16 protein-coding genes are annotated in these 15,909 nt (G+C 43.8%); 15 read left to right on the top strand and 1 reads right to left on the bottom strand.

The window, feature by feature from the left end:
* The first annotated feature begins 107 nt into the window (after window positions 1-107).
* The 10 genes from T357_RS0108375 (at window position 108) to T357_RS0108330 (ending at window position 8,701) form a co-directional block, all read left to right on the top strand.
* Window positions 108-437, top strand: a complete 330-nt coding sequence (locus tag T357_RS0108375) for a hypothetical protein (protein WP_031550916.1) — start codon at window positions 108-110, stop codon at window positions 435-437.
* 117 nt (window positions 438-554) lie between these two features.
* Window positions 555-1,109 (top strand): FHA domain-containing protein, encoded by a 555-nt coding sequence (locus T357_RS0108370; protein WP_031550913.1) that lies wholly within the window; start codon window positions 555-557, stop codon window positions 1,107-1,109.
* Between the two features lie 21 nt (window positions 1,110-1,130).
* Entirely contained in the window at window positions 1,131-2,999 is a 1,869-nt protein-coding gene (locus tag T357_RS0108365) for a protein kinase domain-containing protein (RefSeq protein ID WP_031550910.1), read from the top strand.
* A complete protein-coding gene (locus tag T357_RS0108360; RefSeq protein ID WP_031550907.1) occupies window positions 2,980-4,728 on the top strand; it encodes a protein kinase domain-containing protein in 1,749 nt (582 codons plus the stop codon). Before T357_RS0108365 ends, T357_RS0108360 begins: the two co-directional genes overlap by 20 nt.
* A gap of 78 nt (window positions 4,729-4,806) precedes the next feature.
* Window positions 4,807-5,355: a TetR/AcrR family transcriptional regulator gene (locus tag T357_RS0108355; protein ID WP_090815225.1), complete on the top strand. Its 549-nt coding sequence runs from the start codon at window positions 4,807-4,809 to the stop codon at window positions 5,353-5,355.
* 121 nt (window positions 5,356-5,476) lie between these two features.
* Window positions 5,477-6,628 carry a lactaldehyde reductase gene (fucO, locus tag T357_RS0108350; RefSeq protein WP_031550901.1) on the top strand — a complete coding sequence of 384 codons (1,152 nt, stop codon included), beginning with the start codon at window positions 5,477-5,479 and terminating at the stop codon, window positions 6,626-6,628.
* Between the two features lie 170 nt (window positions 6,629-6,798).
* Window positions 6,799-7,449 (top strand): M15 family metallopeptidase, encoded by a 651-nt coding sequence (locus T357_RS0108345; protein ID WP_031550898.1) that lies wholly within the window; start codon window positions 6,799-6,801, stop codon window positions 7,447-7,449.
* Window positions 7,388-7,654, top strand: coding sequence for a carboxylesterase family protein (locus T357_RS21710; protein WP_031550895.1), 267 nt, complete (start codon window positions 7,388-7,390; stop codon window positions 7,652-7,654). The genes T357_RS0108345 and T357_RS21710 overlap by 62 nt, the downstream gene beginning before the upstream one ends.
* 21 nt (window positions 7,655-7,675) lie before the next feature.
* Complete coding sequence (locus T357_RS21440) at window positions 7,676-7,891, top strand: hypothetical protein (RefSeq protein WP_031550892.1); 216 nt, start codon at window positions 7,676-7,678, stop codon at window positions 7,889-7,891.
* A gap of 36 nt (window positions 7,892-7,927) precedes the next feature.
* A complete protein-coding gene (locus tag T357_RS0108330; protein ID WP_031550890.1) occupies window positions 7,928-8,701 on the top strand; it encodes a response regulator in 774 nt (257 codons plus the stop codon).
* Between the two features lie 137 nt (window positions 8,702-8,838).
* Here the strand turns inward: T357_RS0108330 and T357_RS21435 are convergent, their stop codons facing one another.
* Entirely contained in the window at window positions 8,839-9,522 is a 684-nt protein-coding gene (locus tag T357_RS21435) for a sensor histidine kinase (RefSeq protein ID WP_175456434.1), read from the bottom strand.
* A gap of 34 nt (window positions 9,523-9,556) precedes the next feature.
* Between T357_RS21435 and T357_RS21430 the strand changes: the two genes are divergently transcribed.
* The 5 genes from T357_RS21430 (at window position 9,557) to T357_RS0108305 (ending at window position 15,884) form a co-directional block, all read left to right on the top strand.
* Window positions 9,557-9,694: a hypothetical protein gene (locus tag T357_RS21430; RefSeq protein ID WP_175456435.1), complete on the top strand. Its 138-nt coding sequence runs from the start codon at window positions 9,557-9,559 to the stop codon at window positions 9,692-9,694.
* A 792-nt stretch (window positions 9,695-10,486) separates the two neighbouring features.
* Window positions 10,487-12,118, top strand: coding sequence for a carboxylesterase/lipase family protein (locus T357_RS0108320; protein WP_031550883.1), 1,632 nt, complete (start codon window positions 10,487-10,489; stop codon window positions 12,116-12,118).
* An 86-nt stretch (window positions 12,119-12,204) separates the two neighbouring features.
* Window positions 12,205-13,845 carry a carboxylesterase/lipase family protein gene (locus T357_RS0108315; RefSeq protein ID WP_242840083.1) on the top strand — a complete coding sequence of 547 codons (1,641 nt, stop codon included), beginning with the start codon at window positions 12,205-12,207 and terminating at the stop codon, window positions 13,843-13,845.
* 101 nt (window positions 13,846-13,946) lie between these two features.
* The gene (locus tag T357_RS0108310; protein ID WP_139297876.1) at window positions 13,947-14,141 is read left to right on the top strand and encodes a hypothetical protein; all 195 of its coding nucleotides are present in this window, start codon (window positions 13,947-13,949) and stop codon (window positions 14,139-14,141) included.
* Between the two features lie 66 nt (window positions 14,142-14,207).
* The gene (locus tag T357_RS0108305) at window positions 14,208-15,884 is read left to right on the top strand and encodes an amidohydrolase (protein ID WP_031550874.1); all 1,677 of its coding nucleotides are present in this window, start codon (window positions 14,208-14,210) and stop codon (window positions 15,882-15,884) included.
* Window positions 15,885-15,909 lie beyond the last annotated feature (25 nt).

The following is a 15,909-nucleotide window of genomic DNA, read 5'->3' as shown; positions in this document are numbered from 1 at the left end:
GTGTAAACTTCATCTGAAAATGATAATTTCTTTTGAGTGTATTATATGATCATCAGCAAGAGCTGAGGAACAAAAAACAAAAACACAAAAAGAAAAGAGGATTTATCATGAACAGATTAAGAACCGCACAGTACATCGCATTAGCAGGAACAGTATTTTCAGTTTTAGGATGGATTACAGCATATAATTTCTCAGGTGATCTGGGTGGCATCCTGTTAGTAATCGGATTTATCACAGGCCTGATTTCCTACCTTTTCGGAGGTCTTTTAACTGCCATTAAGATGGCCGGTGGAATTGCAAAGTGGGGTTGGTTTATTGCTCCTTTCCCTTATGACATTCCTACATTTGCTTTCTCCTTCCTTATTGCAATTTACGCATTTATATTCCTTCCTATCATTCCTATAAGAAAGGCATATAAGGAGAGCATGTATTACTGATTATTTAATATATGTGATGCGTGGCTCCCTGTCACACAATCTGACCCGGCAGGGGAGATAGAGAATTTACCCTGCCGGAGGTGGAGTCTATTATCACATAATAACCGGAGATGGATGATGATACATGTAAAAAAAGAAAACAACCTGATTATAATAGAAAACGGTCAGCTTTTCTCGTATGCTTTAGATAACAAGAGCAGTTGGGAACTGGGAAGACCTTCAAAAGACAATGTTCCGGATATCAAACTGCATTCGACAACAATAAGCCGAAAACACGGAAAATTTCAAAACATGGATGGAATATGGTTTTACCTGGACTACAAGGGCAAGAACGGGACTGTATATAATCATAGACATTTAGAAGCCGGGTTAAATGGCAGAATCAGACCTGTTATGCTTGATGATGGAGATACATTTGTATTTGGCGGCGGAGAAGAAGAGATCATAAACTGCAAAACAATCTGGGGAATGTTTGTCACAAAATCTTTTGATGACGGCTGGAGAGTTGTTGATTCAAAAGGATATCAAAAACTTAAATTCATCTCAGGAGAAGACAGTATCACCATGGACTCCCCGAAAAAAGGTTTCGTGTTTGAAAAAGAAACCGGAATTGCAATTTATATGGACGATTTAACATATTTGACCGGTGATGTCGAAGTAATCGGCTTATAAAACAGGAAAGGTACTTAAAATATGCTTGGCTTAGATAAGTCAGGAATTGATAAACTGCTTCTTCAGCTGGAGGAAAGGCAGTTTATAGATCCAAGATATCGGTTTGTAAAAGATAATAATGAACTCAAACTACTTGGTGCAGGCGGTTTTTCATATGTTTATGAAATGTTTGATTTGTTGGCGCCGGAGAATCATTATGCAGCAAAGGTTATAGGCCTCAGTAATAAAGCCGCGAATGAGCAGCTTATTTCAGATACTACTCAGATCCAGTATTTTTTGAGTGAGCAGTCAGAAAACATAATGAGGGTTATTGCCCTATGGACAATGAAACTTCATTTGGATGAGAGCGGGAAAGTAACAGCTGTAATAGGAGTAAATCAGGAAGGCTATGAGGAATCCGAAGGAGTTCTTCTTGAGATTGTTCTTATGGAAAAGCTGGACAATATACTGTCTAAGGATAAGTACGGAAACACAGAGCTGTTAAGAGATGAGCTGAAAACAGAAGAGGGTGTGATCCGATTTGCAGAAAATATCGGCAGAGCACTTTTTACGGTTCATAATAACGGCTTTTTACATAGAGATGTAAAGCTTGAAAACATATTCTGGGATCCCAAAACCCGGCAATACAAATTGGGGGATTTTGGCATTGCAAGGTACGTGGGTGAGGGCGAGGCTGAAACAGTAGTTTTTACTGACGGCTATGGTGCGCCTGAAATCGAGCGTCAGCTTTTAGAATCATATAATTTAACTGCTGACATTTATTCTTTTGGAATAACTCTTTTTTTGTTATTAAATGAATTACGGTTTCCGGCTTCAGATGGATATCGCCCGAATATCATACAGTACTCTAAGGATTTTATCGTTCCTGCCCCGAAAAACTCATCTCAGGAGATGGCCGGAATAATAAGAAAAATGTGCAGCTACCATGTGGAAGACAGATACCAGTCTGTAGAAGAAGTTCTCATGGATATAGGCAGGATTGATGGAAGCTACACTGATCAGGGATTCACAGAGTATGATGATCTGGAAACTGAAACCTATATGGATATACAGGATTCAGAAACAGAAACCTATCACGACTTTACAAATGAAGAAGATCAGCCATCGGATACAGAAGAAGAACCATCATGGCTGAACAAAGATGACAGTGAACTAACCAGAGAAGAACGAAAAAAGAAAATACAGGCAGAAAATGAGTCGTATACCTCTTCAAGTAATTGGAGAATGGTGTATACGGCTCTGTTGACATTGTTACTTTTAAAAGCATTATCTCCTGAAGCATCGTATATCGGAAGATGGGAATTCTGGATCGTACCGGTAGCGTTGTTTGTTGAATCAATATTGCAGCGTCTTAAAGAGTTTAATGCAGAGTTTGGATTTATCACTATAGGTATAGCGGTGTTTTCTATGCATTGTCTGGGCATCGATGTTCCTCAGATTGCTGCTATTTTCGCCGTCCTGCTGGGGATGTCGGCTATTACGGCAGGTTTTTCAATCGGAATGGGATTATGGATTGCTCAGATGTTAACGGGAAGATTTGAATGGTTAAATATTTTCAGCAGGTGGGATCTGGGGTGGCTTATCCTGGTTTTTTTAACTTATATTATTAATTGCCACATCCTTTTCAGGATCAGTTATAATAAAGCGACTTATTTTGAATCAACTAAAAATGGCTGGATAATGGAAAAAAGTTGGGCATTAATGATCATAGCAGGAATAATACTGTTGGTTTTGGAACATTTTAATGTACTTGTAATCCCTGATATCCTAAAACATATCCACCTTATAAGAACCGGAATCGGAATTTTCGCCGCAGAGATATTCTGCCTTTGGAATTACGGATTATTAGATACAGAGGAAGCTGATACAGATGAACATTTGGACGAGTGAAGATATTGCTAAAATCCTTATACAGTTAGATGAGATGCAGCTTCCTTTCCCTAAGTATGCTCTTTGCCGGGAACAGGGGCAATTAAAGCTATTGGGGCGAGGTGGATCCTCAGAAGTTTATGAAGCTATGTCCCGTTCATCTGAAAAGAAAAAATATGCAATGAAGATCATGGGATTCAGAAATCATAATTCCGATTCTGAATTCTTCAAAGAATCCGTTCAGGTACAAAAGGATATCGGTGATTTTCAGAATTACGTTGTAAAAATATATGATCACACAGAAATCTGGGTAACTCTGGACGAAAAGGATGATGTAGTTTCTGCTGTAAAGGAAAAACCGGAAACTGTTTCGAGAACAACCTTAAAGCTGCAAATTGTTGTAATGGAAAAAATACCTTCTGTTATAACAAGAACAAAAAGCGGAAACATCAGGATGTTGCCTGAGGCACTGTCACATGGCGATGAAAAAGAAATTCTGAAACTGGCTTATGAGATAGGACTTGCGTTAAAAAAGGCCCATAACAATAACGTTTTGCATAGAGATGTTAAGCTTGAAAACGTTTTTTATTCAGAAACAAAAAAGCAGTATAAACTCGGAGATTTTGGAATTGCCAAAAAAACCAAAGACGGATTCGCAGGAACCATTGCCTTCACAAAAGGTTATGCTGCGCCTGAAGTAAGATCATCAGAGGACAGATACGACAATACGGCAGATATATATTCTTTTGGAATGATGCTGTATGTTCTGTCCAATAATCTTAAATTCCCTGATTCAAATACATATAATGTGAACTCAGGCATGCAGTATACTCCCGGATATATTGTGCCCGAACCGGAATGCAATATTTCAAGAGATTTTTATTCTGTGATAGCAAAAGCATGTATGTATAACCCCGATGACAGATATCAGTCAATGGATGATATGCTTATTGATATCGAAAAACTGATGTATGACGCCAATCTTGGGTTTAAAATAGAGCATAAAAGAAGTTCCCTTGTTATGGGAAGTATAATGCTTTTATTTGGTGCTGCTGCCTGGAAGCTGACATTGGCCCCCGATATGATGATCGATCTCTCTTTATGGGAATATATATTTCTTGCAGCGTGTTTAGGGAAATACGTTTTAAATGTATTTAAGAATAATACAGGTTTCACAACTTTTGTAATACTTTGCGCAGGTATATACCTGATGATAAGCTCGGGATTTTCATGGATAAAATTACTGCTATTACTTTGTATGATCATTTCGTCAGGAACCTTCTCAGGATATTTTTCTGCCCTTGTACTGATAGCAAATTTTATTTCAATTATGCAGCGCGGAGGAACCCTCCCGGGATCTTACAGTGAATACAGCTGGGTGGCCATAACGTCCCTTTCCATCGCGTATATTTTGTTAGATCAGTACGCCCTGCTTTCAAGGGAAGATAAAAAGATCACAAATATCTATTATAAAAAAGGGTTTTACTGGAATCTGATGGTGATCGTTTATTTTTTATTTTTCTTACTGGGATTAATGAAAAATATGATCAGAGTCGGAATGTTCCATATCCAAATATTAGATAGGATAGTGGACATATTATTATCGATAAATCCAATGATGATCGGTTTATATGGTATGGCCTTTTGTATTTTCTGGATAGGGCGTGAAAAGCTCTTAATGTATATTCAGAAAAAACAGCTTCAGATGATGAACATACAAAATGAAAATGAATATGCCGGTCAATATTAAAGCTCTGTATCCATTGGGGACGGTTCACTCCGGCGAGAACCGTCCCCGATGGAAATCCATTCGAAAACAGGACAAACTATGGCTGAAATTAAACTAAGGCTTGCGGAAGCCATGAAGAAATGTATGAAAAGTGCAGATCCCGAGAACATTACCGTGACTCAGATAGTTGAGAAGTGCGGTGTTTCGAGGCAGAGCTTCTACAGGAATTTTATAGATAAATACGACCTTATAAACTGGTACTTTGATCGCATATTAAAGCAATCCTTCAAGGAGATGGGAAAAGGAGAGACCGTTCGTGACGGTCTCATAAAGAAGTTCCAGTACATCAGGGAAGAGCGATTATTTTTTTCTGCGGGATTCAAAGGAGATGAGCAGAATAATCTGAAGGAACATGACTTCATAATGATCTATGAATTTTACTGTTCCCTTATCAGAGAAAAAACCGGCACACCTCCCGACAAACATACCCGGAAGCTTTTGGAGATGTATTGTCAGGCCTCCATTTATATGACTGTTCAGTGGCTTTTGAAGGGCATGCAGGAAACGGAAGAGGAACTTGCCGATCTCATGATAGATGCCATGCCGGGAGCGCTGGCAGATCAATTCTCAAAAATAAATATTCTCTAAGATGTTACAAAAGTGAAAATCTGTAACTTATATTACGCATTCTAAAGATGTAGAATACTCCCATAAGAACGTGTTAAATTTTTAACACATAGATATTCACAATTAAAGGAGATTGCGTATTATGGCAAACAGAATTTCACTTAATCAGACATCTTATCATGGAGCAGGAGCCATCAAGGAGATAGTTAATGAGATAAACAACAACGGTTTCAAGAAGGCTTTTGTTGCATCAGATCCTGACCTCATCAAGTTCGGAGTTACAGGAAAGGTTACAACTCTTCTTGATGAAGCAAAGATTCCATATGAGATTTATTCAGATATCAAGCCAAACCCAACCATCGAGAATGTAAAGAACGGTGTTGAAGCATTCAAAAAGTCAGGTGCAGACTGCATCGTTGCTATCGGCGGCGGATCTTCCATGGATACTTCAAAGGCAATCGGAATCATCATTACAAACCCTGAGTTTGCAGATGTTCGTTCTCTTGAGGGTGTTGCACCTACAAAGAATCCTTGCGTTCCTATCATCGCTGTTCCTACAACTGCAGGTACAGCTGCAGAGGTTACCATCAACTACGTTATCACTGATGTTGAAAAAGAGCGTAAGTTCGTTTGTGTAGATACCCACGATATGCCAATCGTTGCTGTTGTAGATCCTGAGATGATGTCTTCAATGCCAAAGGGCCTTACAGCATCAACCGGTATGGATGCTCTTACTCATGCCATCGAGGGTTATACCACAAGAGCAGCTTGGGAAATGACAGATATGTTCCATCTTGAGGCTATCCGTCTTATTTCTTCAAATCTTCGTGATGCAGTTGAGAATAAGAAAGAGGGCAGAGAGGGAATGGCTCTCGGTCAGTACATCGCAGGTATGGGCTTCTCCAATGTTGGTCTCGGAATTGATCACGCTATGGCTCATACACTTTCAGCTCACTATGACACACCTCATGGAGTAGCATGCGCTATGTTCCTTCCTATCTCCATGGAATTCAACCGTGAGTACACAGGTGAGAGACTCAGAGAGGTTGCAAGAGCTATGGGCGTTAAGGGTGTAGACGATATGACTCAGGATCAGTATCGTGATGCCGCTATCGAAGCTGTAAAGAAGCTTTCAGAGGATGTAGGAATTCCTAAGACTCTTGATAAGATCAAGGAAGAGGACCTCGATACTCTTGCTACAGATGCACTTAACGATGCATGCTATCCCGGAAATCCTCGTGAGGCTACAAAAGAGCAGGTAATTGAGATGTTCCGCATGCTCATGGTGAAGTAATAATCAAATAAAGTTAAATGTCAACCCCATCGGGGACGGATTTCGCCGGCGAGATTCGTCCCCGATGGGTTTTTTTTAATTTTTTATAAAATGTCAAACAATTGCCGATATTTGTAGTGCGATTTTATGTAGAATTATATGAGACAAACAAGAATGAAAGGAAATGCCCTATGTCAAAAAAAGCCGTTCTCCTTATGTTAATCTCAGATGATCTGTTTGACCGGATGAAGAGTGGTAATACTTATAAGGATGATTGCATTGTTCCCCGTGAAGATCTCCGCTATCTTCTGGTGCTGCACAAAGATAAGGACGGCAACACCCATCAGGGAGAAATGGTGGTTCATAAGCTTATCGCCGAAGATGTACTTGAGATTTTCGAGAAACTTTATGATGCTGACTACCCCATAGAACGTATGGTGCTTCCTGATAATTATATGGCTAATGATGAGATCATGATGCGTGATAACAACTCCTCCTGCTTTAATTTCAGGTTTATATCACACACGAATAGAATCTCAAAGCACGGACTTGGAATGGCAGTGGATATCAACACCTTATATAATCCCTATCATAAGATCGTGAAAAATGAAGACGGTTCTGAAAAAGAAGTGATAGAACCGGCTACAGGAAAACCTTATCTTAACAGATCAAAGGACTTTGATTACAAGATAGAAAAAGATGATCTCTGTTACAAACTTTTTACGGAAAAGGGCTTCGAGTGGGGCGGCGACTGGACTGATCGGAAGGATTACCAGCATTTTGAGCTGCCTACGGAGATCACAGAAAAGTATTCAGAAAAATATTCTAAAAAAGCAGAATAAGAAAGCAGACCTGGATGATGGTGCGGACTATCCCGACACCCAGAATCTGGGAATCCTTGATCAGATTATGGCTTTAAAATGGGTTCATGAAAACATCGCAGGCTTTAGTGGCGATCCGGAGAAAATTACGGCGCTTGGTTTTGAGGCCGGAGCGACCAGTATCAGTCTGCTGGCAGCCATTAAGGCTGCAAGCGGAATAAAGTGAATTTAATATAGAGGGGAACATATGGATATCAGTTATCTTTTGTGGTTACAGGATTTCAGAAACGGGTTAGGATCTGTATTTGAAACCTATTTTCTGAAGATGAGCTATTTGGGCGAGAAGAATGTTGTACTGACGATCATGGCGGCTGTATTTGCCGCTGTCAATGCCTACAACATTACAGATGTCGGAAATACTGCTTTCCTCGACATCATAAGTGACAGGGATATGCAATTTTGAAAATCAGATGCATTAAGTGGGAAAGGAAATGCAAAAATGAAGGTACTTGCTGTAGAGGATGAGGTCATCCTGTTAAAACATTTGACTAATCGCATACATGATGCTCTGCCTGAAGCTGAAATTCTGGCTTTTGATAATACTGACGATGTGCTTGATATCTTACCTGAGACAGATGCTGATATCGCATTTCTTGACATTGCTATCGGTGAAATGAACGGTGTTGACCTGGCTAAACGCATCAAAACTGTTCATCCCTGCTGTGACATTGTTTTCTGCACGGGTTACAGTGACTATGCCACTCAGGCCTTTGAACTGGGAGCCAGTGATTATCTCATGAAGCCTATTACCAAAGAGAAGATTGAACACGCTCTGTCTCTGCTCCGTCAGACCAACCTTAGCAAGATCACTGAGCAGGGGCTGTATATCCGCTGTTTTGGTGAATTTGAGGTTTTCTATGATGGTGAACCCATCATTTCATTTACAAAACGTTCTAAAGAACTTCTGGCTTATCTTATTGATAAGGCAGGGGCAGTTTGTTCCTCCTCAGATATCTGCGACAGCATTTTCCGCGGCAGTGCCGACTCTTATATCAGGGTTGTAAAAAAAGACCTTATCAAGGTTCTTTCAGATATCGGGGAAGAAGATATTCTTATCAAAGGTTGGGGAAACCTTGGAATAAACAAATCAAAGGTCAGATGCGATTATTTTGATTATCTTGACGGAAAACCTATGGTTCTGAATCGATATAAAGGTGCATATATGCAACAGTACCCTTGGGCCGAAGCGACACGCTTCCGACTTGAAACTTAGAAAACATATGTCAGAATAAAACAAGCCTGAGCCAGCGAACAACCATTGCAGGCTCGGGCTAATATTATTTCTGGCTGAATGCGTTATAGGGACAAAGCTACAAATCCATGAAACAGTAACTCTGTCTCCTGGTCCCATCAATTCTTCGGAATCTTAATCGTCACCTCGGTTCCTTTTCCGGGAACACTTTCTATATCCAGGCTGCCTCCTACCATGTCATGGAGGCGGGACTGGGTATTATTTATGCCCAGGTGAAGCTTTGTGTCGTCGATGGTTTTTTGTACATCAAACCCGGCTCCATCATCTGAAACTGAGATACAGTAAAATGCATCTGTTTCAGAAGAGCGAATCCTTACCGTTCCGCCTGATTTGGTCTTACAGATACCATGCTTAATTGCGTTTTCAACCATGGGCTGTACCGACAGTGCAGGAACAGGAAAGGCATCACATTCTATATCGTATTCTACCCTTAATTTGTTTGGGAATCGCAGTTCCTCGAGCCAGACATAGGTCTTTATGTGATTCAGTTCTTCTGAGAACGAGATAGGTTTACTCTTATCTGCAAAATTCATATTTTCCCTGAGATACTTAGAGAAGGCATTGGTGGCCTCAGCGGCAAGCTTTGGATCCTCTTCACAAAGGGCCTCTATAACAGCAAGGGAATTATACAAAAAATGTGGCTGCATCTGAGACATCATGGCAGAAACCCTAAGCTGAGTCTGTTCTTTTTCATGTCGCAGAATGTCATTTTCAAGCTCATCATGGGCATTAAAGAAAATAAGATACAGCGGCAGTATTACTGTAAAGCTGACTAACCCCAAGATATAAATCCCCCACTTAAAAAGTTCATGATTTATGGCAATTGTTGAAAAAAGACAGGGGAAAAAAACACAGCAAAAAAATGAGAATTTCCGGTTTCTGCTGAGATTGGATGTAAAGGTGGCTACACATAAAAGCAAGAGGCAGAAACATGATGCAGCAACACTGAAATAATCCTTAATCATATACGAATAACCGCTCTGATCCGTTATGCTGAAAATAACAGGCTTAAACAGATTAATGACGAGTATAAATGTGTAAATGATAACTACTGAAGCTATCAAAACAGTAACGGCATGAGTCACAACAGATTCTCTGATAAATTGTTTCTGATAAAGCCACAGAGTCCAAAAGACCAGCATTACAAAAAAGTAACACAGGGTATAAAGTATTCTGATGATTTGAGCATATTTTGGGATTTGATATAAACAGGACACAAGTGTCAGGAAAAAGGCTCCGGCATAAAGATTAAGAAGAAACAGCATGAAATACCGCCTGGGTAATGTAGTTTCTTCTTTTTTTGATGCCAAAATTCCGGTTAACACTGTCATAAATACAAGACTAATAATGCATATACTATTGATAAGCAATATATAGCTGTCGCGAAAAACATTATGTATTACCGACATTAGGATACAAAACAGGGTCAGGAAAGACATGATTCCAAAACAAATCTTCTGAAAAGTTCCGAATTTCCTACCGGATAAAGAAGTCTGAATATCCAACTATAATCCTCCTAAAATTTGGAAATATAAGCTTGATAAAAAATGATTTCGATTAAAATATATTTTCGTAAATTGTTTTTTTACGGTTTTTTAACGTTATTTCCAATATAATATTTCTGTGTGTCAAGTTACATCTATTGTAGCCGACTTATTAAGAAAAATCAGAAAAAACAACATATTCAAAACCTAAAAATATATTTTAAGAAAAAGAGATTTCATTTTCAGAAAGGAGAATAATAAAATGGGTGCTGAGAATAATGCGGCAGGTATTACTAATGACGAGAACATAGTGAGGGAGGCAGCAGAGAGAGTACAGGCGCTGTATGGCGAGAACAAAAAGATCACGGACGGAAATTATGACAAGTCGCTGGCGGTAAAGTGCGTGAACGGCACCTTCATCGGCAGGAAGTCGGAAGGTGTCATTGCTTACAAGGGCATTCCCTTCGTTGGGAAACAGCCCGTGGGTGAGCTTCGCTGGAAAGCACCGGTGGACTGCGTGAGCGATGACGGCGTGTATGAGGCGTATTACTTTGGAAAGATCCCCCGTCAGGAGGGAAGCATCGGTCAGGTGGGGTCGTTTTACCCTCAGAGTGAAGCGTGTCTGTATCTGAACGTATGGAAGGCAGAGAATGCGGGAACAGAGAAAAAGCCTGTCATGGTATGGATCCACGGCGGTGCTTTTGAGATCGGGTCGACTGCTGAACCGCGGGAGGAGGGGACAAATTTCGTCAAAGAGAATCCGGATGTCATTCTGGTTTCCGTCGAGTACCGCCTGGGTGTCTTTGGCTTCTTCCATCTCTCCCACCTTCCGGACGGAGGGGACTATCCGGATGCCCAGAATCTGGGGCTCTTAGATCAGGTAATGGCATTGAAGTGGGTTCATGAGAATATTGCTGCCTTTGGCGGCGATCCCGAAAATGTGACGATCTTTGGTGAATCCGCCGGCGGCGCAAGCGTGACATCGCTTCCGCTGATCGATGGCGCCCAGAAATATTTCCGCCGCGTCATTGCCGAGAGCGGCACTCCCGTTTTCACGCGGTCTACGGAGGAATCCATTGCCTGTACGAATGAAGTGATGGAGATCCTCGGATGCAAAACCGTTGCTGATCTGCAGAAGGTTGAAGTAGAAAAGTTCTTACATGAAGCGGGAATCGCACTCAACCTTCGTACCTGGGCGGAGCGTGACGGAAGGATAATACCCCTTAATCCCTATAAAGCTTACGAGGACGGGGCTGCGAAGAATGTGGACATACTCCAGGGCTTCAACAAGGATGAAATGGGTTATTTCGTGTGGGGGTTTGGGGTGGAAGCCTACGATGCGTTCGCCAGTGACCGAAGAGAAAAGAAGCTGGCACAAATGACAGAGGATGAGAAGGCACTGGCGGAGAGCTATCTGGGGAACGCGAAGGATGTAAGTCCGGAATACAGCAGCGACAGCCGGTTTTTTGACCAGATTTGTTTTATAGCGCCGGTGTTTAAGATGTCTGAAGGTCAGACAAAAGCGGGGGGAAGACACTTTACCTATTACTTTACGCCGGAATCCGGAACACCTTTGATCCGCAGCGGACACGGTATCGAGCTTGCGGTCGTATTCAATCATCCGGAGGAAACTCTCGTTACCGGGAGGGCGCTTGATGAAACCTTCTGTAAGACCCTGCGCAGGATGTGGGTCCAGTTCGCAAAGACCGGCAACCCGTCCCTTACGGCGGACATTTCTCCCGATGGCAAAGCGCATGAGTGGCCGATGTACGACCTGAAGGACAGGTATGTGATGGTCTTCGATGAGTTCGACATTCATGCGGAGAAGGAAGCCGTGAGAAAGATCCTTGACTGGGAGAGAACCTATGACCTGACCAAATACTACTCCATCTGATATCAGGGCGTGGCATCAGTTGGGGCGAAATTCTGATTTCGTGGAAAACAGGGCAATACAGAAAGGAGAACAAAACAGTGAGTGACATGAAGAGGGAATTCAAGGATTTAATCAGGTTCGAGCCTTACGACTACTTAAACAGCGAAATCACGGGAGACTATGACAAGGCCCATGCAGTGAAGTGCGTGAACGGCACCTTCGTCGGAACCGAGGAGAACGGGGTCGCGTCGTGGCTGGGCATCCCCTTTGCGAAGCCGCCCGTGGGCGAGCGCCGCTTTAAGGCACCGGAATACGTGGACGAGAGCGACCGTATCTTCGAGGCCAGGTACTACGGAAAGAGATCCTACGGCCAAAGCGAGGGAGGAGATTACGTTCAGAATCAGGCTGCCGAGGACTGCCTCTATCTGAATATCTGGGTAAACGAAGATGACAAGACCGCGAAGAAGCCGGTGATGGTCTGGATTCACGGCGGGGCCTATGTCGACGGCTCCGGCTCCCAGGCCTGCTACAGCGGAGCCAACCTCGTCCAGGCACAAAGTGACATCATCATGGTGAACATCAACTACCGCCTGAGCATGTACGGCTTCATGGACTTCTCGTCAGTGCCCGGCGGCGAAAGCTTTGGGACGGCACCATGCAACGGCCTGCTGGATCAGGCTATGGCGCTCAGGTGGGTGCACGAGAATATAGCCGCTTTCGGCGGTGACCCCGGAAACGTGACCATATTCGGCCAGAGCGCAGGAGGCGGCTCGGTCTCCATTCTGCCGGTCATGAAGGAGGCGAACCAGTATTTCCAGAAGGTCATCGCCCAGAGCGGCTCCACCACACTGGCCTTCCCGGTGGACTGCGAATCCGCGCAGGGCAAAACGAAGGCGCTGCTCGAGTACACCGGCTGCAAGACCATGGACGACATAATGGCGTTATCCGAAGAGAAGCTTCAGGAGGCCTATGTCCAGGCGGTCAGCAGGTACACGTCCTGTCCCTACTACGGAACGGAGGTGCTCCCCGAGGCGCCCATCGAGCTGTATAAGAAGGGTCTGGCAAAGCACATATCCATTATGGCAGGCAGCACGGCCGATGAAGCCAGGCTGTTCATGGGTCAGGGCCCGGAGATGAACATAGAAGAGCAAAAGAAATTCGCCCGGCGCGCCGTGGGCGATGCAGTCCCCTACCTGAAGGAGGAGGACAAAAAGTACTACGAGGAATTCTACCGGGTCTGCAGGTTCCAGGAGCCGGGGCTTGCTGAGACGGAGTTCATCAATGAGCTCATGTTCCGGGTTCCCATGCTTAATCAGCTCGACGTGCAGAGCGCGTTCAACAAGACGTTCTGCTATTACTGGTCGTATCCGGCCAGCTTTGCGGATATGGGCGCCCCACATTCCGTGGAAATCATATTCGTGTTCAACGATCGCGGCGCCGGGACGAACAGCACCTTCAACGGCACGAACATCGCCGATGAGATCTTCAAGTTCGTTCAGCAGACGTGGACCAATTTCGCACGCTGCGGCAACCCGTCGACAGATAAGATCGACTGGAAGCCGTATTCGGTCGACGACCAGAACGTCCTGGTCATTGCAGGACCTGATGACATGCATATCGAACAGGGGCTTCTGACCGACCAGTACAAGGCCGTGCTCCCTCTGGTTAATTACTACCAGTTCATGGACAAGTACTTTACCCCCCACTACCTTTTCGATATCGTGGCAGAACGCGAGCAGAAATCCTAAGGAGGAAGCCCGGATCCCTGATCGGGAGAGAACCGCAATTTCGACGTGTTCCTGTTCCCACCACCCCTCGGTGGAGGGAACATCAGATAACGAGGAGAGCAATGATGAGAGCAGACATGATCATCAAAAACGCAAAAATATTTACGGCTGATAAGGATAACCCGCAAGCTGCGGCGCTGGTGGTAAAGGACGCGGATTTTCTGGTGTTCGATAACAACCTGCTTGAGGCTGAGCAGGAGGGCTTCAGTCATAATATGCCGAAGGAAGTATATATAACAGGAAAGAAAGTGAACTGATATCGGATATCGGCTTTTGATCCTGACATAATGAAATAACAAAAAAACATTGAGAGGGGACTGATAATGAAAATGGCAGGCAGCGATATTGAAAAAAACAAAGCGGATCTGGTGGTTTACGGGAAGATCTTCACTTCTGAAGAAAACCGGATCGTAGAGGCGTTTGCCGTAAAGGATGGAAAATATATTTATACGGGAGACAGGAAAGGAGCCGAGGCCTTTGTTGAAGAAGGCAGGACGGAGGTTGTGGATTATACCGGAAAAGGTCTTGTGATGCCTTCCTGCGGCAATGGACATGCTCATTATTCGATGGGCTATGCTTTGCAGTCAGTAGGTACAATCCTTGGAGCAAATGATGATGCGGATAAGTTTCTCACAGAGATCCTTCCCGCTGCGGTGAAGAAGGCGAGGGACACCGGGGCAACGACAATATTCGGTTTCGGCTGGAATTATATGCTTTTCAAGGATAATATGCCCACCCGTAAACAGCTGGATGCCATATGCGATGACATTCCCATATACTTTGCAGATGAGGAAGGACACAAGGGTCTGGTGAACACGCTTTGTCTAGTCAAAGCCGGTATCATGAAGGAGGACGGCACCGTACTCAGGAAGGAAGTGAGGGGAGGCGAGATCGTGATGGACACTGACGGCACTCCTACCGGATTCCTGAAGGAGCAGGCCGGAACTTTTGTGCGTTCCTTCCTGGATAATGACAGGCTCTATACCGTTGAAACAGCGAAGGCTGTTATGGCTAAAATTCAGGAACAGCTGCTTTCGGAAGGTTATACGATGTATATCGACGGCTGGGGCAACTATTTCTATAATGATCATTTCTATCAGGGTGCCCGTCAGGTGGACGAGGCCGGAGATATGCACTTTATTTTGGGCTTAAGCTATGAAATTGAAAGCTGGATGAACATAGACCAGGCTCTGGCCGAGGCTGATGAGGCCAGAAAGTATGCTTCCGCACACGTAGTGCCTAACTGGGTCAAGCTCTTCATGGACGGTACTGTGGAAGGCGGTACCGGATTTGTGGATCCCCTGTATCCCGATGGACACCAGGGGCTCGTCAACTGGACGGAAGAGGAAACTACAGATATTACCCGCAAGACGAACGAAAAAGGCATGTCCATGCATATACATACGATGGGTAACAAGGCCGTTAACCGCGCTGTCAGTGCATTTGTTAGCGGCGGTAAGGATGAAATGCGCAATACGCTTGTGCATGTGCGTAACGTAAACGACACAGACTGGAAGCGTATGGCAGAACATAACATCTATGCAACTGCGGGGATACTTTGGCATAATATGCCGAGCGGGGCGTCTGAGAAGCTGAAGACCATTGTTCCTGCGGGCATGGAGGACAAATCTTATCCTATAAAATCCTATTTTGATCACGGCATCAATATGTCTTCACATTCGGATTATCCGGCATTGAGCGGCTGCCCTGACGATCCCTTCGGCATTATGGAGATTGCGGTCACAGCCGTACATCCGACTGTGAAAGGAGATCCCTGGTGGCCTGAAGAGCGCCTGACTCGCGAGCAGGCTCTCACGGCCCTTACCATAAACTGTGCCAGGCAGATGTTTATTGATAAAGAAAGGGGCAGCATAAGTGAAGGGAAATATGCGGATTTCCTCCTCGTTGACAAGGATGTGCTTTCCTGTCCGGAAAATGATATACACACTGCCAGGCCTGCGGCTACCTATTTTGAGGGAAAGAAGGTTTTCTCTGTATAAAGATCAGCTCTGTCTGATTTGGTGT

It is taken from the genome of Oribacterium sp. FC2011 (genome assembly GCF_000701645.1).
Classification (GTDB): domain Bacteria; phylum Bacillota; class Clostridia; order Lachnospirales; family Lachnospiraceae; genus Oribacterium.
This window is presented reverse-complemented; position numbering and strand designations above follow the sequence as displayed.